General features: G+C 61.5%; 18 protein-coding genes and 1 tRNA gene. 6 read left to right on the top strand and 13 right to left on the bottom strand.

Annotation, left to right across the window (positions count from 1 at the left end):
- Positions 1-4: 4 nt before the first annotated feature.
- The 7 genes from LOZ77_RS11820 to LOZ77_RS11790 form a co-directional block, all read right to left on the bottom strand.
- Positions 5-661 carry a TadE/TadG family type IV pilus assembly protein gene (locus LOZ77_RS11820; protein ID WP_230279280.1) on the bottom strand — a complete coding sequence of 219 codons (657 nt, stop codon included), beginning with the start codon at positions 659-661 and terminating at the stop codon, positions 5-7.
- Entirely contained in the window at positions 658-1,167 is a 510-nt protein-coding gene (locus LOZ77_RS11815; protein WP_230279279.1) for a TadE/TadG family type IV pilus assembly protein, read from the bottom strand. Before LOZ77_RS11815 ends, LOZ77_RS11820 begins: the two co-directional genes overlap by 4 nt.
- Positions 1,164-2,768: a pilus assembly protein TadG-related protein gene (locus LOZ77_RS11810; protein ID WP_230279278.1), complete on the bottom strand. Its 1,605-nt coding sequence runs from the start codon at positions 2,766-2,768 to the stop codon at positions 1,164-1,166. Before LOZ77_RS11810 ends, LOZ77_RS11815 begins: the two co-directional genes overlap by 4 nt.
- Positions 2,769-2,788: 20 nt before the next feature.
- The gene (locus LOZ77_RS11805; protein WP_230279277.1) at positions 2,789-3,073 is read right to left on the bottom strand and encodes a hypothetical protein; all 285 of its coding nucleotides are present in this window, start codon (positions 3,071-3,073) and stop codon (positions 2,789-2,791) included.
- Positions 3,063-4,415 carry a type II and III secretion system protein family protein gene (locus LOZ77_RS11800; protein WP_230279276.1) on the bottom strand — a complete coding sequence of 451 codons (1,353 nt, stop codon included), beginning with the start codon at positions 4,413-4,415 and terminating at the stop codon, positions 3,063-3,065. Before LOZ77_RS11800 ends, LOZ77_RS11805 begins: the two co-directional genes overlap by 11 nt.
- Before the next feature lie 4 nt (positions 4,416-4,419).
- Positions 4,420-5,286, bottom strand: a complete 867-nt coding sequence (gene cpaB, locus LOZ77_RS11795; RefSeq protein WP_230279275.1) for a Flp pilus assembly protein CpaB — start codon at positions 5,284-5,286, stop codon at positions 4,420-4,422.
- Between the two features lie 160 nt (positions 5,287-5,446).
- Entirely contained in the window at positions 5,447-5,680 is a 234-nt protein-coding gene (locus tag LOZ77_RS11790) for a Flp family type IVb pilin (protein ID WP_230279274.1), read from the bottom strand.
- A gap of 688 nt (positions 5,681-6,368) precedes the next feature.
- On the opposite strand from LOZ77_RS11790, the gene LOZ77_RS11785 reads away from it, so the two are divergent.
- Positions 6,369-11,135, top strand: a complete 4,767-nt coding sequence (locus LOZ77_RS11785) for an NAD-glutamate dehydrogenase domain-containing protein (protein ID WP_230279273.1) — start codon at positions 6,369-6,371, stop codon at positions 11,133-11,135.
- 20 nt (positions 11,136-11,155) lie between these two features.
- On the opposite strand, the gene LOZ77_RS11780 is transcribed toward LOZ77_RS11785, so the two are convergent.
- The gene (locus LOZ77_RS11780; RefSeq protein ID WP_230279272.1) at positions 11,156-11,620 is read right to left on the bottom strand and encodes an Lrp/AsnC family transcriptional regulator; all 465 of its coding nucleotides are present in this window, start codon (positions 11,618-11,620) and stop codon (positions 11,156-11,158) included.
- Between the two features lie 103 nt (positions 11,621-11,723).
- Here LOZ77_RS11780 and phhA point away from each other — a divergent pair, with 103 nt between their 5' ends.
- From phhA to hmgA, 3 genes are read left to right on the top strand one after another with little or no spacing between them, the layout of a single operon-like run.
- A complete protein-coding gene (gene phhA / locus LOZ77_RS11775; RefSeq protein ID WP_230279271.1) occupies positions 11,724-12,599 on the top strand; it encodes a phenylalanine 4-monooxygenase in 876 nt (291 codons plus the stop codon).
- Positions 12,596-13,690 carry a 4-hydroxyphenylpyruvate dioxygenase gene (hppD, locus tag LOZ77_RS11770; protein WP_230279270.1) on the top strand — a complete coding sequence of 365 codons (1,095 nt, stop codon included), beginning with the start codon at positions 12,596-12,598 and terminating at the stop codon, positions 13,688-13,690. Before phhA ends, hppD begins: the two co-directional genes overlap by 4 nt.
- A gap of 25 nt (positions 13,691-13,715) precedes the next feature.
- On the top strand, positions 13,716-15,023 hold the full coding sequence (hmgA, locus tag LOZ77_RS11765; RefSeq protein ID WP_230279269.1) for a homogentisate 1,2-dioxygenase: 1,308 nt from the start codon (positions 13,716-13,718) through the stop codon (positions 15,021-15,023).
- An 11-nt stretch (positions 15,024-15,034) separates the two neighbouring features.
- On the opposite strand, the gene LOZ77_RS11760 is transcribed toward hmgA, so the two are convergent.
- Positions 15,035-15,799 carry a Crp/Fnr family transcriptional regulator gene (locus tag LOZ77_RS11760; protein ID WP_230279268.1) on the bottom strand — a complete coding sequence of 255 codons (765 nt, stop codon included), beginning with the start codon at positions 15,797-15,799 and terminating at the stop codon, positions 15,035-15,037.
- A gap of 233 nt (positions 15,800-16,032) precedes the next feature.
- Between LOZ77_RS11760 and fahA the strand changes: the two genes are divergently transcribed.
- A complete protein-coding gene (gene fahA, locus LOZ77_RS11755; RefSeq protein WP_230279267.1) occupies positions 16,033-17,352 on the top strand; it encodes a fumarylacetoacetase in 1,320 nt (439 codons plus the stop codon).
- A gap of 7 nt (positions 17,353-17,359) precedes the next feature.
- Here fahA and LOZ77_RS11750 read toward each other — a convergent pair.
- From LOZ77_RS11750 to aguB, 3 genes are all read right to left on the bottom strand, one after another.
- Positions 17,360-17,435 (bottom strand) — tRNA-Lys (locus LOZ77_RS11750).
- A 30-nt stretch (positions 17,436-17,465) separates the two neighbouring features.
- The gene (folK, locus tag LOZ77_RS11745) at positions 17,466-17,969 is read right to left on the bottom strand and encodes a 2-amino-4-hydroxy-6-hydroxymethyldihydropteridine diphosphokinase (protein WP_230279266.1); all 504 of its coding nucleotides are present in this window, start codon (positions 17,967-17,969) and stop codon (positions 17,466-17,468) included.
- 11 nt (positions 17,970-17,980) lie between these two features.
- Positions 17,981-18,835 (bottom strand): N-carbamoylputrescine amidase, encoded by an 855-nt coding sequence (aguB, locus tag LOZ77_RS11740; RefSeq protein ID WP_230279265.1) that lies wholly within the window; start codon positions 18,833-18,835, stop codon positions 17,981-17,983.
- A 101-nt stretch (positions 18,836-18,936) separates the two neighbouring features.
- On the opposite strand from aguB, the gene msrA reads away from it, so the two are divergent.
- Positions 18,937-19,479, top strand: a complete 543-nt coding sequence (gene msrA / locus LOZ77_RS11735; RefSeq protein WP_230279264.1) for a peptide-methionine (S)-S-oxide reductase MsrA — start codon at positions 18,937-18,939, stop codon at positions 19,477-19,479.
- An 18-nt stretch (positions 19,480-19,497) separates the two neighbouring features.
- Here the strand turns inward: msrA and LOZ77_RS11730 are convergent, their stop codons facing one another.
- Complete coding sequence (locus LOZ77_RS11730) at positions 19,498-20,754, bottom strand: RsmB/NOP family class I SAM-dependent RNA methyltransferase (RefSeq protein WP_230279263.1); 1,257 nt, start codon at positions 20,752-20,754, stop codon at positions 19,498-19,500.

The following is a 20,754-nucleotide window of genomic DNA, read 5'->3' as shown; positions in this document are numbered from 1 at the left end:
AGCCTTAATTCGAAAAACTACCTTCGCCATCTTCCATGGTCAGCGTGTAGCTGAGGTCTGGCAGACCGAAGTTAAAAATTCCTGCAAGGAAGATTGGTCGGAAAGCCACATCCTTAACCGTTACTGTTACAAGGGGATCAACATCCGATCCATTAGGATCTCCAGAGTATCCCAATCCGGACCAGTCATAATCCACTTGAACATTTTGGGGGGCGATTCCTGCATAAATCTGGTTCATTCTTCCAACCAGAGTGTCAAAAGAATCGCCTGTTGTTGCCGTAGTGAACGGACAACTTGCTTTGCAGGTACAGGTAACTGCTCCCGCGTTTGTGCTGGTGCAAACCACACCCGGGAATGCGGAACTGCCCGAAACAGGCGATTTCGGTACAACCTGTCCTTGCGGAACGCCGCCGTTTATCGCGTAACTATAGTTCTTTAAGCCATTTGCATTGTCGTCACCGGGAATAATATCGGTCGCCACCGCCCAGCGCGTGCCGATCTGCACGGCTTTTTCGACTTCATTGGTGTTCCAGATAAAGCGGCCGACATCGATGATGCCCAGCAGGAACAGGATCATCACCGGCACGACCAGCGCAAATTCGACTGCCGAGGCAGCGCTTTTGTCCGCATAAAGGCGGCGCAGTAAAACAGGCCGGTTCATACGCCCGCCACCGCTGCTTGCGCTTGCGCGCGAACCTTTACGTTACTGGTATCAAAACCCAGCAGACCAAGAATTGCCGGATAGGTGACCACCGTGCTGACCATCACGCGTGGCGCGCCGCCGGTAACGTCCTTGTAAAGGCCCGTCGTTGTCGAGGAATCGCAGCTGACGGTAATGGTGATATCGCCGTTAGTCCAACCCTTCACCTTGGGATAGGCCAGCCCGCTGGGCAGACCGGTACGCACGACATTCTTGATATTGTCGAGCGGGATATCGGTCGTTCCCGTAGGCGCGGTCGACGCGCAATCATAGCTGGTGAACGGCAGCCGCGCCGCATAGCGGGCCCCCTGCCGCACGCCCTTGATCACCTTGTGTTCGGTCCAGAGGTAATACCCCCCTTCGAAACAGGTGAACATCAACGCGAAGACCACTGGCGTCATCAGCGCCATTTCGACACTGGCAACGCCGCGACGATCGCGCAGCAAATTTCGGATCCGGCGCATCATTCGATCAGATAAGGCTTGTCCTTGCGAACAGCCTGTCCCACTTCGCCACCGCCCCCTAGCTTGGTGACATCAACAATCTCTATATAAACGTCGCCCTGATGCGTGCGCGGACGATTGACCGATGGCTCGACAAGAAAGGCGTCGATCCATTTGGTCACCGGCACATTGGTCGAACTGCCGTTCACACCTTCTGCCACGCAATTGATGACTGCCACGGTAATCTTGCGCCGGTCGGCTACAAGCCCACCTGGCGTCACCGGCGTTGCACATTGTGCCGCGCCGTGGCTGTAACGGGCGTTATTGCCGTTACCGGTGACGTAACGGGAACCCAATACCGTTTCACCAACGACGGAGTTGCCGGCATTGTCCATTTCCCAGCGATACACATCGTAACGGGATGCATTGGAAGGCAGCCCCGTATTGGCTGGCCACGTGCCCCAGCCCCAGCTGGGATAATTCACTTTGAAATAAGCATTGCGATCCCATGTTCCGGTCCCGACCGGAGAAGTGCAATGCCCGCCGGTTGAATCTGCCACCGCATGGCAAATGTCGCGGGGATACCCCATCACCTTCGGCATGGTCGATCCGGACGTCAAAGGAGTAACCGACGCGGGCAGATACTGATCCGCTTCGGGCGCTAGATCCCAACCCTGCGAACCCAGCGAACAGGCGTTTCCTGTCGTGCCATTCTTTTTGATCAGGTCTTTCACTGCGTTTACCGACGGCGAACATACCCCGCCGCTTGGACAATTCTGCCCCTGATCATAGATATCGAATCGCGTATTGATCGCATCGGTAACCGAAGTGTTCGCCCCGGGCTTGGTATCCACCCCCGTCGTCTCGATGCATTCGCCGGGCGGCGTGTTCCAGCCCAATGCGGCCCGCAAGGCATTCGCGCCATTGCCGTTGCCGGTCCTTAAATATCCGAAGTTACCCGGCACCCAGCCGCCTCCCCCGCCGCCGACGGAAACGAGACGCACACCTTTTCCCTTGTAAAGACCGTCAAAATTCGGATCGGTGCTTTCCGCCGGATTGCAGATCATAACGGGCGGCGTGTTGCAGACGGACGAGCCCAGACTGGCTACTGCCCTTGCAGACATGGTTGAGAAGATTGCGCCGACTATGGGCGTGAATGCGTAACGCGCCGTGCGTGTATCGACAGTAACCTTCACTATCTTGCTGGTTTCATCCGACCCGGAAACCGTGAAGGATCCTGGATTATCATATGCGCTGTAAAAAGCGATGTACGTGCGGTCGCCACATTGATCGCTGCCAGTCGCCGCCGCCTCACCCGCATTAACGGTCACCAGATTGCCGGATCCGTCGTTCGACAAAAGAGTGATATTGGTCAGGAGGCCGATAGCAGCTTCATCGGCCCTTGAGCATGCTTCGTTCTGACCATCCAGCTGCGTCGCCGCCGCAAGGGCCGCCTGATCCGCCGCGTTTTGCAGTTCGGAATCCATGCCCGCCATGCGCGCATAATCGAAACCCACGCCGCCAATAGCGATCAGCCCGATCAGCGCGACAGCGTAAATGCCGGCTACCGCGCCGCTCTCATCGCTTGCGAATCTGCGAATACTCCCCTGCATCCTTTTCGCCACCTGTTAAAATGCTCAGCGGATCAGGTGCCGCCGCTCAAACCTTGCAAGCTGCCGCCCGTCTGCGCCTCGGGCTCTTCAACCTCGCCCGCGCGATAGGCTTCGACCGCCTCGTTCGCGATCTCGGCAGAATATGTCATATCCTCTTCATAGACCGGATCGGGATTGACGATCATCGCGGCATAGGCCTGCCGGTTGGCTTCACCGAATGCTGCCGGATCGAACGGCCCCGCTTCCTGGCTACCGTAATAGGAACAGCCGCCGGTCAATGCCGCTGCCGCAGGAAGGATCAGAAGCTTAATATTCATAGTCGGGAACCTCCTGAACGGTGGCGGCCGCCGCGGGCGCGGCTGGCGCCAGCGGGACGGGCTGGTAATCGTCACCCACCAGATGCACGTCGAGCGGATCGGGATCTTCGACCCGATCGGTCGGCAGGTTCACGTAACCGGGCCGGATCGGCTTGACGAGGCGCGGCGTCACAACGATCAGCAGTTCCGTCTGGCCCTTTTGATATTCGGTCGAACGGAACAGCGACCCAAGGATCGGGATCGAACCCAGCAGCGGCATCTGCGATACCGTCGTGCTCATATCCTCTCGCAACAGGCCCGCGATCGCAAAGCTTTCGCCGTCGCGCAGTTCCAGCGTGGTGCTGGCGCGGCGCGTCTGCAGACCGGGGACCGAAATGTCGTTCACGGTCACCGATGCCGACGGGTCGAGCGAACTCACCTCCGGCTCCACCAGCAGGTTGATCACATTATTGCCCAGCACGGTCGGGGTGAAAGCAAGGCTGACACCGAACGTCTTGAACGTCACGGTGATCGCATCGGCATTGCCGCCTGCGCCGCCCGCGACGGGGATCGGGAATTCGCCGCCCGCCAGGAACGAGGCAGGCTCACCCGAAAGCGCGACCAGCGTCGGCTCGGCCAGAGTCTTGGCCATGCCCTTGCCTTCCAGCGTATCGAGATAGGCCTCGATATTCACGTCGCCCAGATTGAACAGAGTGCCGATAACACCGAATGCACTCGATGGCGCTGAAGCACCGCCGATGGCGAAACCGAAATCGCCGTCATTGCTGATGCCCGAACTGCGCACGCCGAACTGGCTGCCGACGGTCCGGTTCACTTCGGCAAAGCGCACTTCCAGCATCACTTGCTGGCTGCCGCCTACCGACAGCAGGTTCACCACCTTGTCGCCCGCGAAAGCCTCGGCAATACGCGAAGCGCGGCTGGCGGCCCCTGCGTCGCTGACAAAACCCGACAGGATCACCGACCCTGCGGAAAGCCGCGCGGTCACATCCTCTCCGGGAAGCAGGGCGGCCAGTTCGCTGCGGATGCCGTCGACGTCGGGGCCGACGGTTACATCCATCACGGCGATAACCTGATTGCTGCGGTCATACAGGGTCAGGCTGGTCGTGCCCGGCGCCTTGCCCAGCACATAGATCGACCGGTCCGAGATTGGCAGAACATCCGCAATCTCGGCATTGCCGACCATGGCGCGGCTGATGGCGCGGTCGCTGGTGACGACCTGGCTTTTATTGATGGGCACTTCCAGCCCGCCGGCGTGCAGCCCGTAATCCTGCGCCATGGCCGGCGCTGCGAAAGGCAGCGTTGTGGCGAGCGCGAATGCGGCGATTATGCTTTTCTTGCGCATGAGATCAGCTCCCCCCAAGCTGGCCGATGGAATAGCTCGATTGCTCTGTCCCGCGCACCACCGACATGGTGGGGCCTGCGGGACGGGCCGGTGCCGCGGCGGCAGCCGGACCACGCGGCGCAGGTCCGGCAGGCGCATCGACATAGGCTGCGCGAACCGGCGCGCGATAGCCGCTGCCGATGTCGCGCGCCGAAACGGCGACGCCGGGTCCCGGCTCCTGATTTTCGACATTGCGCAGGGCAAGGCTCAACTGCCCCAGCTGGCGGGCAAGCGTCAGCTTTTGCGCGTCATATTGGTCGACCATGACGGTCACATTGCCGCCGACGCCGGGTTCGGTCGCATTCTCGCTGGCCACCTGATCGACGGCCAGAACCTGAACGCTCTCCATGATCACCTCGACGATGCGGTCCTCGCCCTCGCCGCGGGTCATCAGCACGTCCACGATATCGGCCGGGCGCACAAAGCCCGAAACCTGCGTGGTGGCGTTGACCGGGAACGAGATGGCGCGCATCCCGTCGGGCAGATTGGCGGAAAGCACCGCGCGGCCGCTCAGCTTGTCGGCAAGGATCGGTTCGCCCGGAACGATGGGGCGGATCGCGACCTGTCCGCCCTGCGCCAGCTCCTCGATTGAGAAAAAGGCACCGGTCGGCACCGAATTGGCCGGAAAATTCTGCATGCGCGTGTTTTCGGTCGTGATGGCAGTGCCGAATTCCATCGGCTGCGTGGCGACCACGATGCGGGCCACTTCGTCCTGCTTGGCCAGCCGTTCCTGCTCATTCTCAATTCCCGTGAAATAGGAATTGGCGAGCACCACGGCGATCAGGCCCAGGCCGATCGCGACCAGCAGGAATATCCAGTTACGTCCTATCATCCCCCTCGCGCCCCCCCTAGCCGCGAATTAATCTGTCATCTCTCTAACACGCACTGTTAACCGAAAAAAGTGAAGGAGTCCCTACTGTCCCGAATTGGGAGAGAAGAGAAAAAAGCCCCGCCATCACTAAAGATGTGCGGGGCTCAATCATTAAGCTGGATTAGCAGATGTCCGCATCAGGATCGTAAGACCCAGCATCAAGGCTAGAACCGGCATCCGACTTGTTGCAATTATAGACATCGTTCGCAGCATTACCCACTGCGGTTTCAACATTGGTGCCCAGCACCAGAGCAGCCGCACCGATGCCAACGCCGACGACGGCGATGATCAGAGCATATTCGGCAGCCGAAGCGCCCGATTCGTCAGCGATGAAATTCTTGATGAAAGTCTTCATGATATTACCCCTCTAGGTCCAAATTCGGATCCAAGCGCAGTTCATATACCGAAGGTTGCCGGCTTCTATTTCCGGTTCTCCCTCACTCCAGCCGGAATGCACGCCACGGATGGTCCGCGATCGCTCGCAATCCCATCCCTCAAAGGCCGCGCCCCACGCATCCCTCTGGAATGTCAATTAACCTGCGCCGCCCCTTAATTTTCGTCAATATTTATCCCCGCAAGGCATCTTATCGCGTATTTTCAATGGTTTAAAACTTAACAAACCTAACACTGGCTGTCATTTCGTTATGTTGATGAAATCGATCGTTAGACGTTTAAAATAAACGTGTTATTCCAGTGCTTTATGCGTTAACCTAATCAAAAATGGCGCACGCTGTACCGCGATGGCACGGAATCGTGCCCCAAAAACTGCATTTACCACTCTTTTTAACCGGTTTCCGCAGTGCGAATCGTTTACTTGCATTATTGTCAGCATTTCTGCCCGCAACTTGATCTGCGGCAAATATGCTGCACTCTTGGCGCTGCCTCGAAAGATCGTTGCAATTGAAACCGGGCGGGACCACATCACGCTGAGCTGCAGGAGAGCGGGACCGGCAGGAGATCGGGACCTGCAGGAAAGCGGGAACGAACAACGGCCCGGTCTGTATCGATAGATGCGTCGGATCGTGTTTTGAGAGAGGGAAGTAATGGCAAGCGAAGCCAAGGCCGGAAAAGCCAGAAGCACGTCAGTGACCGGGAACAAGGCAGAAACCGGCAAAAAGGCCGATCGGGATCAAAGGCGCGCTCTGGTCAGCCATATCCGCGCCTCTCTGCTGGCGGGCGACGCGCCATTGGCCGATGCCGAGATGGACGCAATCGCCGGTTTCATGCTGCAGACCGCAGCCACGCGCGAAGCGGGCGGGGCGGTGATCGATGTGGCCACCGCCACCGAGCCGCATCGCTATATGCGCCTTGCCATCGTCAATGACGACATGCCCTTTCTGGTCGATTCGCTGGCCGCCACACTGGCCGCGCAAGGGCTGGTGGTGGACCGCCTATTGCACCCCGTCGTCCCCGTGCGCCGCGACGACAAGGGCCGGTTGATCGAACTGCTGACCGATAATGGCGCGGGCGAAGTGCGCGAATCGATGATCTATATCGAAACCGCGCGTGTCGACGCCAAGGCCCGCCGAGAGCTGGTATCCGCGATCCGCACAACGTTGAACGATGTGCGCGCCTCGGTCGAGGATTGGCCGAGGATGCGCGCCGCCATACTGGAAGATGCCAGCCGCATCGCCGATCCCGAAGGCGCGGCGCTGCTGCGCTGGCTGGGTGACGATATGCTGACGCAGCTGGGCCATGTGACGCGCAAGCGCGACAGTTCGATGACCCAAAAGCTGGGCATCTGCCGCAAAAGCGCGCGCGAAATCCTTGCCGATGCCTCGTTCGACCGCGCCTTTGCATGGTTCGACGAACCCGGCGGCGACAATCGCGGCCATGCACCGCTGATCGTCAAGGCGAATGCCGTATCGCGCGTCCACCGCCGCGTGCCGGTCGATCTGTTCATCGTACCGGTGATAGAGGATGGCACGGTCACCGCTTTGTCGGTCCATGCCGGGATTTGGACCAGCGCGGCCCTGGCCTCTCCGCCCGATCGCGTGCCGCGCATGCGTCAGCAATTGACCCATATGATGGAAAAGCTGGGTTTCGACAGCGGCGCGCATACGGGCAAGGCACTGGTCCATGCGCTGACCGAATTGCCGCATGATCTGCTGATCGGCTTTTCCGAACACGATATCGAACGCGTCGCCACGGCCATGACCAGCCTTGCCGACCGTCCCCGCCCGCGCCTGACCTTGGTAGAGGCACCGCTGGCCCGCCATCTGTTCGCCTTTGTCTGGCTGCCGCGCGACATGCTGTCGACCGAAGTGCGTTTGCGCATTCTGGGCATGTTGCAAGACGCTATCGGCGCCGAGGTGCTGGACTGGAGCCTTCAGGTCGAGGGTGGCAATCTGGCCATGATCCGCTTTGTGCTGGACATCCGCAATATCGACGGAGCGTTCGACGAAGCGGCGCTGGACGCGCAATTGCAGATCATGCTGCGCGGCTGGAGCGAGGCAGTCGAAGGCGAGCTGTCGAAGATCGAGGACGGATCGCGCGCCGCCGCCATTTCGGCGCGCTATGCCGACAGTTTCCCTGCCGGCTATCGCAGTTTCTATGGCGCGACCGAAGCCGCGCGCGACATTGCCCGCCTGCATAATATCACGTCGGCTGACGATGGTGCCGTCGCCGATGCGCCCCCCGCCCGCGCGGTGCGGCTCTATTGCCCCGAGCATCAGGCGGCCACCGATGACGAACCGCTGCGTCTTAAAGTCTACCAGCAGCATGGCCAGTTGCCTTTGTCCGATGCAGTGCCCGCGCTGGAGAATTTCGGCTTTCGCGTGATGTCCGAAATTCCGACTCCGCTGGACGGCGGCGATCTGGGCACAATTCACGATTTCGGCCTTGGCCTGCCCGGCGGCGAAGATGCGCGCGAATTGCTGAACCGAGCCGAAGCCATCGAACAGGCCATTGCCGCCGTACTGAATAATTCGGCAGAGAACGACCAGTTCAACCGTCTGGTCATTTCCGCCGGATTGAGCGCGAGCGAAACTGACTGGCTGCGCGCCATGTACCGCTATTTCCGTCAGGGCGGGCTGGGCTTTACCATTGCCTCTGCCGTGGGGACGCTGGCGCGCAATCCCGCGATCACTCGCAACCTGCTGGCCCTGTTCCGCGCGTGCCATCAGCCCGAATTCAAGGGCGACCGCGAAAAAGCCGCTGCCGACGCGCGCGAGGATATCCGCACCGCATTGCTGAAGGTCGAGCTGATCAACGACGACCGCCTGCTGCGCCAGTATCAAAGCCTGGTCGATGCGATCCTGCGCACCAATGCCTTTGCCCCCGCCGCGACCGAAGCATTGGCGTTCAAGATCGATTCCGCGCTGGTCCCCGGTCTGCCCAAGCCCGTGCCATGGCGCGAAATTTTCGTTTATTCGCGCCGTGTAGAGGGCATCCACTTGCGCGCCGGCCCTGTCGCGCGCGGCGGCTTGCGCTGGTCCGACCGGCGTGACGATTTCCGAACCGAGATCCTTGGCCTGATGAAGGCACAGCGAGTGAAGAACGCGGTTATCGTACCGACCGGCGCCAAGGGCGGATTCTATCCCAAGCAATTGCCCGACCCCGCCCGCGACCGCGCAGGCTGGGCCGCCGAGGGGCAGGCCAGCTATCAGGTTTTTATCCGCACCTTGCTGTCGGTCACCGATAATATCGTGAAGGACAAGGTCGTGCATCCGGCTGGTGTGCTGTGCCGCGACGGCGACGATCCCTATTTCGTGGTTGCCGCCGACAAGGGCACCGCGCGCTTTTCCGACGTTGCCAATGCGATTGCCGAGGATCGCGGTTTCTGGCTCGACGATGCGTTCGCCAGCGGCGGGTCGCACGGTTATGACCACAAAGCCATGGGCATCACCGCCCGCGGCGCATGGCTTTCGGTGCAACGCCATTTCCGCGAAATGGGCGTCGACGTGCAATCCGATCCGGTGCGCGTCGTCGGCTGCGGCGATATGTCGGGCGACGTATTCGGCAATGGCATGCTGCTGTCCAAAGCGATCCGCCTTGTCGCCGCATTCGACCATCGGCATATTTTCATCGATCCCGATCCCGATGCCGCCAAGGGTTGGAAGGAACGGAAGCGGCTGTTCGGTCTGTCGCATTCCAGCTGGGACGATTACGACAAGGCGCTGATCAGCAAGGGCGGCGGGGTTTTCCCGCGCACGATGAAGCGCATCCCGCTGTCGGCACAGGCGCAAGAGGCGCTGGGTATCGACGAGAGCGAGATCGAGCCTGACCGCCTGATCGCCGCGATCCTTGCCGCGCCCGTCGACCTGCTGTGGTTCGGCGGCATCGGCACCTATATCAAGGCCAGCCACGAGGTGAACGGGCAGGTGGGCGATCCCACCAATGATGCATTGCGCATCAGTGCCGACGAGCTTCGGGTGAAAGTCGTCGGTGAAGGCGCGAACCTTGGCATCACACAGGCCGCGCGCATCGAGTTCGGGCTGAGAGGCGGTCGGATCAACACCGACTTTATCGACAATTCGGCGGGCGTCGATTGTTCGGATAACGAGGTGAATATCAAGATCGCCTTTGCCGCCGCGCGCCGCGCGGGCCGCCTGTCCGAAGAGCGCCGAAACGTGCTGCTGGCCGAAATGACCGACGAGGTCGCCGATATCGTGCTGGAGGACAACCGCCTGCAGGCATTGGCCTTGTCGGTCGCGGAACGCGGCGCTTCGCATGCCACCGCCAGCCATTTGCGTGTGATGGAAATGCTGGAGGAAACCGGCGATCTGGACCGCCGGACCGAGGGGCTGGCCGACAGCGAAACGCTGGCCCGCCGCGCGGCGGAGGGCAAGGGGCTGACCCGCCCCGAACTGGCCGTATTGCTGTCTTCGGCCAAGCTGCGGCTGCAAGCCGATATCGAGGCGTCTTCCGTCCCCGATGACAAGGGTCTGGAAGACATGCTGTTTGCAGCATTCCCCACCCCGATGCGCGGCGAGTTCAAGGCCCAGATCGCGGGCCACCGGCTGCGGCGCGAGATTATCGCGACACAGCTTGCCAATGCGCTCGTCAACCGTCTCGGCATCGTCCATCCGTACGAGCTTGCCGAAGAGGAAGGCGTCTCGCTGGCGCAGGTCGCGGCTGCCTTTGCGGTCGCTGTGCGCCTGTTCGACCTGAATGCCTGCTGGGATCAGCTTGAACGCGCCAAGATGGAGGAGCCCGCCCGCCTGTTGCTGCTAGACTATCTGGCCAATGCGGTGCGCGGCCATATGGCCGATGTGCTGCGGGCCAGCGGCGGACAGGTAAAGCCGTCGGAAACCTATGACCGGCTGGCCAAGGGTGTCGCCACGCTGGCAACCGACACGCGCGACCTTTTGGCCGAGGAAGCGCGTGCCAATTCGCAAAAACTGCTCGACCGTTTCGCCGATGGCGGCGTGCCGGCCAAGGAAGCCGCGCAAGTCGCGGGCCTGTTCGACCTCGACGGGGCCGTCGGGCTGGCGCAGCTTGCGTCGGACACGGGGATCGAGCCGCGCCTGTTGACGGGGGCCTTCACGCGGCTGGGCGATCTGCTGGGGCTGCACTGGGCACAATCGACCGCCGCGCTGATGACACCGTCGGACCCGTGGGAGCGGCTTCTGGTCGCCGGATTGTCCCGCGATTTTCAGCAGATGCGGCTGGAATTCCTGCGCGATCTGGCACGATCCAAAAAGGCCAAGGCCGATCCGGTCGCCGCGGTCGAGGCATGGACGGCAGAGCGCGAGAATGCGATCGCCCGCTTTCGCGGCATGATCGGCAGGGCAAAATCCACCGCTCCCATCGCGCCTGCCATGCTGGCCCAGATCGCCAGCCAGGCGCGCAATATGCTGGCGCGCTGATACGATGAAACGGGCGCCGCCTATTCCAGCGGCGGCGCCCGGCTTTCCTTCACCGCCTCCAGCGCGATGATCGATTTCACGTCGCGCACCCCGTCCATACGGACCAGCGTTTTCAGCGTAATCTGCGACAGATGTTCCACGTCGCGCGCGATCACCCGCAATATGTAATCCATGTCGCCCGTAACCGCATGGCACGACACGATATAGGGGTTTTCGCGGATCATCGTTTCGAAACGGGCGATCGTCTTGTCCGAATGCGATTTCAGATTGATCAGCACATAGGCTTCGAGTTCGAAACCCAACTTCCGCGGATCGAGAACCGGCGCATAGCCGGCGATTACGCCGTCATCTTCCAGCCGCTTTACCCGCCGGCTGACCGGTGTGGCCGAAAGCGCGGCGCGTTCGGCCACGGCAGCGATGGGCATGCGCGCATCATCCTGCAACGCCGCGATGATCCGCTTATCATATGCGTCAAGTCGTGCCATTCGACCAATCTAACCGGATTTCTTGGCTGAATCCACCAAATCCGGCACCGATGCGGCAAATCTTTGCACGGAAACCGTTTCGACCGTGTGGTATTGTTCAATTATGGAGAAACCCGGTTCAGCCAATAGTTCGAGCGAGCTTCGCGGCGACTATACGCATGCGGACGCCCGTTATACCGTCCCGCAGGACCATTCGGCCTATACCGATGCCGAGCATGATCGCTGGCGCCGCCTTTACGCGCAGCAGGTAAAGCTGGCCGAAAAGCACGCCGCCCGCGCCTTTCGCAACGGGCTGGCACGGCTGGATTGCGCCGATGGCATTCCCGATTTCGAACGCGCCAGCCGCATACTGGACGAGGCGACCGGCTGGCGCATCGTGGCGGTGCCGGGCTTTATCCCTGACGAAGTGTTTTTCGATCACCTCGCCAACCGGCGCTTTCCCGTCACCCGCTGGATCCGCGAGGAGCACGAGCTGGACTATCTGGTCGAGCCCGACGTGTTCCACGACTTCTTCGGCCATGTGCCGATGCTGCTCGACCCGACATTCGCGGATTTCATGGCCGCCTATGGCGCAGCCGGTGCGCGGGCGCAGGCGATGGATGCGGTGCCGATGCTGGCGCGTATCTATTGGTACACGGTCGAATTCGGCCTGATCGAAGAGGATGGCGCATTACGGGCCTATGGCGCGGGCATCGTATCCTCTGCGGGCGAGACGGTGTTTTCCACGACCGATCCCGATGTGCTGCGCGTGCGCATGAACCCCGAACGCATCATGCGCACCGCCTATCGGATCGATGATTTTCAGGACGTCTATTTCGTCATCGACGATCTGCAACAGCTGATGACCGGTCTCGTCGATCTCGATTTCGGTCCGATCTATACCGCCTATCGCGATAGCGAGCCATTTGCCCCCGGGCAGTTGCTGGATGGCGATACGCAGGTTCCCATCACCATTTCACCCGAGGATGCCACATCATGACCGATCTGTTCGAAAACCCCATCGGCCTTGACGGCTTTGAATTCGTCGAGTTTTCCGCCCCCGAAAAGGGCGTGCTGGAACCGGTGTTCACGGCCATGGGCTTTACCCATGTCGCCAATCACCGCTCGAAAGACGTGCAGCTCTGGCGGCAGGGCGACATCAATCTGATTACCAATTACGAACCCGGCTCGCCCGCCTGGTTCTTTAGCCGCGAACATGGCCCCAGCGCCTGCGGCATGGCGTTTCGCGTAAAGGATGCGCGCCGCGCCTATGAAGAACTGCTCGACCGTTCGGCCGAACCGGTGCAACTGGAAACCGGCCCGATGGAACTGCGCCTGCCCGCCATTCGCGGGATCGGCAATGCCATTATCTATCTGGTCGACCGTTATGAAGGCGCGGAGCGTGGCGACCTGTCGATCTATGACATCGACTTCGATTTCCTGCCGGGTGTCGAGCGGCATCCGAAGGGTGCAGGCTTCCTGCGGATCGATCACCTTACTCATAATGTCTATGGCGGCCGCATGGCCTATTGGGCCGATTATTACGAGAAGCTCTTCAACTTCCGCGAGATCCGCTATTTCGACATCAAGGGTGAATATACCGGCCTTACGTCCAAGGCGCTGACCGCGCCAGATGGCAAGATCCGCATCCCCTTGAACGAGGAAGGCGAAGGCGGAAAGGGCCAGATCGAGGAATTCCTGCGCCAGTTCAACGGCGAAGGCATTCAGCATATTGCCTTTATCTGCGACGATCTGGTCTCTGCATGGGACTCGCTGAAACAGACCGGTGTGCCCTTTATGACCGCGCCGCCCGAAACCTATTACGAGATGCTGGCCGAACGCCTGCCCGGCCATGGCGAGGATGTGGACGCGCTGCAAATGCGCGGCATATTGCTCGACGGCACGACCGAGGGCAGCCAGCCGCGCCTGCTTTTGCAGATTTTTGCCGAGGCGAATGTCGGCCCCGTGTTCTTCGAGTTCATCCAGCGCAAGGGCGACGACGGCTTTGGCGAAGGCAATTTCAAGGCCCTGTTCGAAAGCATGGAGCGCGATCAGGTCAGGCGCGGTACGCTGAAGGTCGACGCCGACTGAACGGGCTGAGGGGAGAGAGCGGGCAATGACGAACGGGACCGGGGATTACCAGACCGGCTTTGGCAATCATTTCTCCACCGAAGCGGTGGAGGGTGCGCTGCCCGTTGGCCGCAACAGCCCGCAGCGCCCTGCCTTTGGCCTTTATACCGAGCAATTCTCGACCACGGCCTTCACTGCGCCGCGTGCCGAAAACCGCCGGTCCTGGCTCTATCGCTTGCGTCCCGCCGCCAGCCATCCGCCCTTCACCCCGTTTCAGGCCGCGCCCCGCCTAGCCAGCGCTCCATTGGCAGCAGGTCCGGTCGACCCAAACCGCTTGCGTTGGAGCGCATTGGCCTTGCCCGAGCAGCCGACCGACTGGCTCGACGGACTTGTCACCTATGGCGCGAACGGCGATGTGGCGACGGGCGCGGGCATCGGCGTGCATCTTTATGCCGCCAACCGGTCGATGGAGCGGCGCGCCGTGCAGTTTTCGGATGGCGAACTGCTGATCGTTCCGCAAACGGGAACGCTGGCGATTACCACCGAACTTGGCCGCATGGATGTGCGGCCCGGCCATATCGCGCTGATCCCGCGCGGCATGCGCTTCACCGTCGCGCTGGACGGCCCCGCGCGCGGCTATGTCGCGGAAAATTACGGCGCGCCGTTCCAGCTTCCCGATCTGGGACCGATCGGATCCAACGGGCTGGCCAATCCCCGCGATTTCGAAACGCCCGTGGCATGGTTCGAAGACAGCGACGGCGATTACGAGCTGGTGCAGAAGTTTCAGGGCCATTTGTGGCACACCACGCTTGGCCATTCGCCATTCGACGTGGTGGCATGGCACGGGAACAGCGTACCGCTGCGTTATGATCTGGCGCGCTTCAACACGATCGGCACGGTCAGTTTCGACCATCCCGATCCGTCGATCTTTACGGTGCTGACCAGTCCGGCCGAAACGCCGGGTACTGCCAATTGCGACTTCGTGATCTTTCCGCCGCGCTGGATGGTCGCAGAGGACACGTTCCGCCCGCCATGGTTTCACCGCAATGTGATGAGCGAGTTCATGGGCCTGATCCACGGTGTGTACGATGCCAAGGAAGGCGGCGGTTTCGAACCCGGCGGGGCGAGCCTGCACAACCAGATGAATGGCCACGGGCCCGATGCCGCCAGCACGGCCAAGGCGATGGATGCCCGGCTGACGCCTGTGAAGCTGGACGATACGCTGGCCTTCATGTTCGAAAGCCGCTGGGTCATCGCGCCCACAGCCGCCGCGCTGGCGCTGCCCGAATTGCAGCCTGCCTATGACGATTGCTGGACGGGTTTCGCCAAGGCGACGCTGCCGCCAACGGAATGAATGCCGCGCCCTTAGCCCAGATAGAACTGCTGGTAGTCCAGCGCCGCGCGCATCTTGGGCTGGGCATTCAATCGCAGCCTTTTGCCGCGCTTTTCGATAAAGCCGGTGTCCTGCAATTTTTTCAGCGTGCGCGACACATGAACATCGGTCAGGCCGGTAAAATCGCCCAGTTCCCGCAAGGTCAGCGGCAGGCCGATCCACTCTTCGGCCTCTCCGCCGGTCGCAAGCTCGTCCTGAATGTCGAGCAGCGCCAGCGCCAGCCGGTCGGTCGCCGGCAGCGAGATAAGCCCGCGGCAGCGCTGTTGCCGGCGATGGCAGCGCGCCATCTCATGCCGCTCTATTGCTTCGCGCAAAGAGCGGTTGTCCGCCACGATATCGCTCAATCGCTCTCGATCGAAGACGATCACGCGCGAGCGGGCTTTGAAGGTGACGTTTTCGACCAGCATGCCGCCCCACACGCTCGACCAGTTGCAGATCGCGCCGGGTGCAAAAATATCGCCGATATGGCGGCGCCCGTCCGGATAGAGGCTGAACGCAAAGGCAAAGCCGCTTTCAAGCGCGAAGATGCGGTCGTTATGATTGCGGTCGGCCCAGATCGGCTGGTCGCGCTGGATCACCCCGATGCGGTCGACCGCCGGATGCAACACGGAAAGATCAAGCTCGGCGCCGAACAAAGCCAGCCTGCGCGCCAGATTGGCGAGGGCCGTGGCAATATCGGCGTCAGATGTGCGGAAGTCCCGCTCTTGTCTGAAAAAGGCGCTTTGCGACCCATTCATAACCCACCTGTCGGCACTGCCGTCCGACAAGTACCGCCCCCCATTTCTTCCATCGGGCTGATGATCATTCCGTAGCTGTTCTAATAGATACCCCGACATATTTTTAACAGGCCAAACTCTAGATTTGCAAGACACTTTAAATCGAACTTTGATCCAAAGCAGATTAATCTTGGTCTGGACATCGGGTTCAACGGCAGGATTTATGATGAATTACCCCGGCATGGAGCGCCCAATTGACCGAGCTTGACGAAACCCATGATCCGGCGCGCACCAGCTGGATCGGCGATGCCAATGGCCATCCCGATTTTCCGGTGCAGAATCTGCCATTCTGTATTTTCTCCAACCTAATCGACGATCAGCCCCGCGCGGGTGTCGCCATCGGCGATCACATCGTCGACATCCGTGCCGCGACAGAGGCCGGTTTCCTGGCTTCCGATGCCGCCAAAGTCGCGGCAAAGGGCGAGGCGCTGAACGCCTTCCTTGCACTTCCAGCCGAGGCGCGCTGCGCCTTCCGACGCGAACTGTCCGGCTGGCTGTCCGGTCCGGCGAACGACACTGCCGCCGCGCGTGCCACGCTTTGCGCCATGGACGATTGCCGCTTTCACCTGCCTGCACGGATTGGCGATTACACCGATTTCTATGTCGGCATCCACCATGCAGAGGCGGTCGGCAGGCTGTTCCGACCCGATAACCCATTGCTATCAAACTATAAACATGTGCCCATCGGTTACCACGGCCGCGCGTCTTCCGTGCAGGTAAGCGACTTGCCCGTAGCGCGCCCGTGCGGACAGATTCTGGCGGACGGCGCGGTTGAACCCGCTTTCGCCCCGTGCCGACGCCTCGACTACGAGCTTGAGCTGGGTATCTGGATCGGCGAGGGCAACCGACAGGGACATCGCGTTCCCGTCAGTATGGCCGGGCGCCAGATTGCGGGATTCAGCCTGCTGAACGACTGGTCCGCGCGCGATGTGCAGACGTGGGAATACCAGCCGCTCGGCCCTTTTCTGGCCAAAAGCTTTGTGACCAGCGTGTCGCCATGGATCGTCTCGACCGAGGCGCTGGCCCCCTTCCGCATTGCACAAGCCCCGCGCCCTGCGGGCGACCCGCATCCATTGCCCTATCTGTGGGATGACAAGGATCAGGCCCATGGCGCGTTCGACATCGATCTGGAAGTGTCGATCCGAACCTCCGCCATGCGCGTCGCGGGCCAGACCCCGTACCGGCTTGCCCAGTCGAACGCGCGCCATATGTATTGGACTGCGGCGCAGATGATTGCGCATCATACGTCGAACGGCTGCAACCTGCGCCCCGGCGATCTGTTGGGCACGGGCACCCTGTCCGGCCCGGACGCAAGCGGCTGCGGCAGCCTGCTGGAACTGGTCGGCGGCGGCAAAGGACCGGTTTCCCTACCCACCGGCGAAACACGCATGTTTCTGGAAGACGGCGACGAGGTGATCCTTCGCGCCAGCGCCAGCCGCGAAGGCTTTGCCACGATCGGTCTGGGTGAATGCCGCGGCACCATCACACCAGCACAATGTGCCGGTGACATTTAGCGGGAAATGGTGAGCCCTGCTGGGTTCGAACCAGCGACCTACTGATTAAAAGTCAGTTGCTCTACCGACTGAGCTAAGGGCCCGATCCACGACGCGTTGCGCGGTCAGGGGGGTCACCTAGGCAGGGGGCGGCGCTTGGTCAAGCGTGCATGCATATGTCTTACAGAAAGTCCGGTAAAAGGATCGCGCCAATTGCCCGCAATCCGCGCCGCCGGCCCCAGCACAAAGCTGCGTCCGCGCATTTCCCGATGCGGAACGATCAGCCGCCGATCGACATAGGCACCGCCGCTCCACAACAGAATATCCAGATCGAGCGTCCTTTGCCGCCAGCGCTGACCGTTGCGGCGTCTGCCGAACCCATGCTCTATTCCATTCAGCAGGTCGAGCATGGCGGGCGGAGAAAGCGCGCAGCGCACGACGCAGGCCGCATTGGCATAGTCCCGCGCCGAAGGGCCGACGGGCGCGCTCCGCAGGATTGCAGAGGCGGCGATCACCTCGCATGCATCGTCAAGCGCCGCCATCGCCTTGCGGACGACAGCGGATGGCGGACCAAGACGCCAGTGGCGCATGTTCGACCCGATGCCGATCAGGTAAAGCTGGCCCTGTACCCCTGCCATAACGGGCTGCGTCAGATATCCTCTGCCAGCCGCCCGTAAAGCTGGGGTCGCCGGTCGCGGAAAAAGCCCATGCCCGCGCGATGCGTTGCCGCGCGCGCCAGATCGAGCGTCGCCACCAGCACGCCGGTCTCCTCGCGCCCGAACTCTTCCACATAGTCGCCCCATTCGTCGCTGATGAAGCTGTGGCCATAGAATGTCTGGCAGTCGCCTTCCCTGCCGATGCGGTTCGATGCGATCACCGGCATGCAGTTCGATACCGCATGACCGATCATTGCCCGCCGCCACATGCGGCTGGTGTCGAGATCGGCGTCATAGGGCTCCGAGCCGATGGCAGTAGGATAAAACAGCAGTTCCGCGCCCATCAGCGCCATGGCACGCGCGGTTTCGGGATACCATTGGTCCCAGCAGATCCCCACGCCGATCCGCGTGCCGAACACGTCCCACACCTTGAAGCCGGTATTGCCGGGGCGAAAATAATACTTCTCCTCGTAACCCGGACCGTCGGGAATATGGGTCTTGCGATAGGTGCCCATGATGTCGCCATCGGGGCCGATCATGGCGAGCGTATTGTAATAATGATGGCCGTCACGTTCGAAAAAGCTGGTCGGGATCGCGATCTTCAGCTTTGCCGCCAAGGCCTGCATTGCAGTGACCGACGGGTGCTCGGCAGTGGGGCGCGCCAGCGCGAACAGGGCCTCGTCCTCTTCGCGGCAGAAATAGGGGCCCGAGAATAATTCGGGCGGCAACACGATTTGCGCGCCTTTTCCGGCGGCCTCTTCCACCAGAGCGGAAATGGCGGCGATATTCGCCTGCTCGTCATCCGAGCCGAGGGCGCATTGCAGGGCTGCGACGGTGATCTTTGTCATGCGCCCCAAGTATGGTGCCCGGCCCGATAGGACAAGCTGCGTTAGAACAGCACTGGCAAGCGGCGGATGCCGTTCCTATGTGATGGGCCAAGGAGATTTCGATGAGCGAAGAACAGGCAATCGTGGCCGGCGGCTGCTTCTGGTGCACCGAGGCGGTGTTCCGGGACGTGATCGGCGTAACCGCGGTTGAAAGCGGATATATCGGCGGAAATGTCGAAAATCCGACCTATAAGCAGGTTTGCACGGGCGAGACCGGCCATGCAGAGGCTGTGCGCCTGACATTTGACACCGATGTGATCGGACTGGCCGATATCCTCGACGTTTTCATGGGCACACATGATCCGACGCAGCTGAACCGGCAGGGCAATGATGTCGGCACCCAGTATCGTTCGGCCATCTTTCCGCTGAACGAAGCGCAGAAGACCGCTGCCGAGGCTGCGATCCGCCGCGCGCAGGACGAACGCGACCTGCCCGTCGTGACCACGATCGAGGAACCGACCGAATTCTACGTGGCCGAGGATTACCATCAGGAATATTGGGAAGGCGACGGACAGCGCAATCCCTATTGCCTTGCGGTCATTCCGCCCAAGCTGGCCAAATTGCGCAAGAGTTTTGCCAACAGGTCGAAAACGCCGACCGATTAGACGCCAGCCCGTATCGCGCTATAGCCGCGTGAAACGCGCGGCGAAGAACCCGTCCATCCCGCCGGCCCCCGCCATCAGGCCGGGATCGGTGCGGAGCCAGCCCTGTGACGTGGGTGCGAGGTTTTCGGGCAATTCATCTGGCCGCAGCGGATCGGATTGCAAACGAGTGTCAGCGGCCAGCGCGATGGCGCGATCCTCGCCTTCCTCTCGCTCCAGCGAGCAGACCGCATAGACCAGCGTACCGCCGGGTTTCAGCCAGTCCACCGCCCGTTCGGCAAGAGCCTGTTGCAGCGCGGTCAGTTCGTCCAGCCGCGATGGCAGAAAACGATGCAACACATCGGGATGGCGACGGCAAGTGCCGGTCGCACTGCACGGAGCGTCCAGCAAGATGGCATCGAACGTGCCGTCGGGTTGCCATTTAAGTGCATCGGCAGTGACAATTCGTGCACCCAAACCGGTCCGCGAGAGGTTTTCGCGCAGCCTCTCCAGCCGGCGTTTCGAAATGTCGAGCGCGGTCACATCCCAACCGGCAGCGGCAAGTTGCAGGCTCTTGCCGCCAGGCGCGGCGCACAGGTCGAGGACGCGCCGCCCATCGCCCTTACCCAATAAGCCGGCAGGCAATGTGGCGGCGAAATCCTGCACCCACCATGCGCCATCGTCGAAACCGTCCAGTTCGCCCACAGCCCGGCCGCGCGGCAGGCGCAGCCGACCGCAACCCAGCGATACCGCGCCCAGACGCTCTGCCCATTCGGCTTCACCCGTCGGGTCGCGAAGCATGATGTCAAGCGGCGGCAAATCGACGAGGCCCTGCCGGATCGCATCGATCCTGTCGGGCCATTGCAAATCCCACCTGTCGGCAACGGGATCGGGCAACGAGGGCAACTCGGGCAAACGCGCCTCTCGCTTCGTCAGTGTCGAAAACACGCCGTGCGCCAGCCTGCGCGGTCCTCCCGCCAGCAATTCCAGCCCCGTCGAGACCACCGCATGCGGCGGCGTATCCAGCCGCAATGCTTGTGCCAGCATCAGCCGAAGGACCGTGCGAACCTTGGCATCGTCGGCCAGTATCTGCCGTGTGGCACTGTCGATCAGCGCATCGAGATCCGGCAACCACCGCAGAGTTTCGCCCGCGATCGCGCGGGCCAGCGCGGCATCGGCAGGGCGCAGGCGCGAAGCGGCGCGTGGCAGCGCGATATCCATCGTCTCGCCCCGCCGCAAAACGGCGTCGAGAACTTGAAGGGCAGCCCTGCGGGCAGGCAATCCGGCGGTATCGGGCAA

Origin of the sequence: Croceicoccus sp. Ery15, from assembly GCF_020985305.1 — a bacterium.
Classification (GTDB): Bacteria; Pseudomonadota; Alphaproteobacteria; order Sphingomonadales; family Sphingomonadaceae; genus Croceicoccus.
The sequence above is the reverse complement of the archived record's forward strand: the minus strand, read 5'-3'. Positions and strand labels throughout refer to the sequence as shown.

What these genes read in the sequence shown, in the direction of transcription:
- LOZ77_RS11760 (WP_230279268.1), bottom strand. Translation starts at nt 15,799, where the DNA reads ATGAATGGGTCGCAAAGCGCCTTTTTCAGACAAGAGCGGGACTTCCGC.
- LOZ77_RS11805 (WP_230279277.1), bottom strand. Translation starts at nt 3,073, where the DNA reads ATGAATATTAAGCTTCTGATCCTTCCTGCGGCAGCGGCATTGACCGGC.
- hppD (WP_230279270.1), top strand. Translation starts at nt 12,596, where the DNA reads ATGACCGATCTGTTCGAAAACCCCATCGGCCTTGACGGCTTTGAATTC.
- LOZ77_RS11800 (WP_230279276.1), bottom strand. Translation starts at nt 4,415, where the DNA reads ATGCGCAAGAAAAGCATAATCGCCGCATTCGCGCTCGCCACAACGCTG.
- LOZ77_RS11790 (WP_230279274.1), bottom strand. Translation starts at nt 5,680, where the DNA reads ATGAAGACTTTCATCAAGAATTTCATCGCTGACGAATCGGGCGCTTCG.
- hmgA (WP_230279269.1), top strand. Translation starts at nt 13,716, where the DNA reads ATGACGAACGGGACCGGGGATTACCAGACCGGCTTTGGCAATCATTTC.
- phhA (WP_230279271.1), top strand. Translation starts at nt 11,724, where the DNA reads ATGGAGAAACCCGGTTCAGCCAATAGTTCGAGCGAGCTTCGCGGCGAC.
- aguB (WP_230279265.1), bottom strand. Translation starts at nt 18,835, where the DNA reads ATGACAAAGATCACCGTCGCAGCCCTGCAATGCGCCCTCGGCTCGGAT.
- LOZ77_RS11785 (WP_230279273.1), top strand. Translation starts at nt 6,369, where the DNA reads ATGGCAAGCGAAGCCAAGGCCGGAAAAGCCAGAAGCACGTCAGTGACC.
- folK (WP_230279266.1), bottom strand. Translation starts at nt 17,969, where the DNA reads ATGGCAGGGGTACAGGGCCAGCTTTACCTGATCGGCATCGGGTCGAAC.
- LOZ77_RS11820 (WP_230279280.1), bottom strand. Translation starts at nt 661, where the DNA reads ATGAACCGGCCTGTTTTACTGCGCCGCCTTTATGCGGACAAAAGCGCT.
- msrA (WP_230279264.1), top strand. Translation starts at nt 18,937, where the DNA reads ATGAGCGAAGAACAGGCAATCGTGGCCGGCGGCTGCTTCTGGTGCACC.
- LOZ77_RS11815 (WP_230279279.1), bottom strand. Translation starts at nt 1,167, where the DNA reads ATGATGCGCCGGATCCGAAATTTGCTGCGCGATCGTCGCGGCGTTGCC.
- cpaB (WP_230279275.1), bottom strand. Translation starts at nt 5,286, where the DNA reads ATGATAGGACGTAACTGGATATTCCTGCTGGTCGCGATCGGCCTGGGC.
- LOZ77_RS11780 (WP_230279272.1), bottom strand. Translation starts at nt 11,620, where the DNA reads ATGGCACGACTTGACGCATATGATAAGCGGATCATCGCGGCGTTGCAG.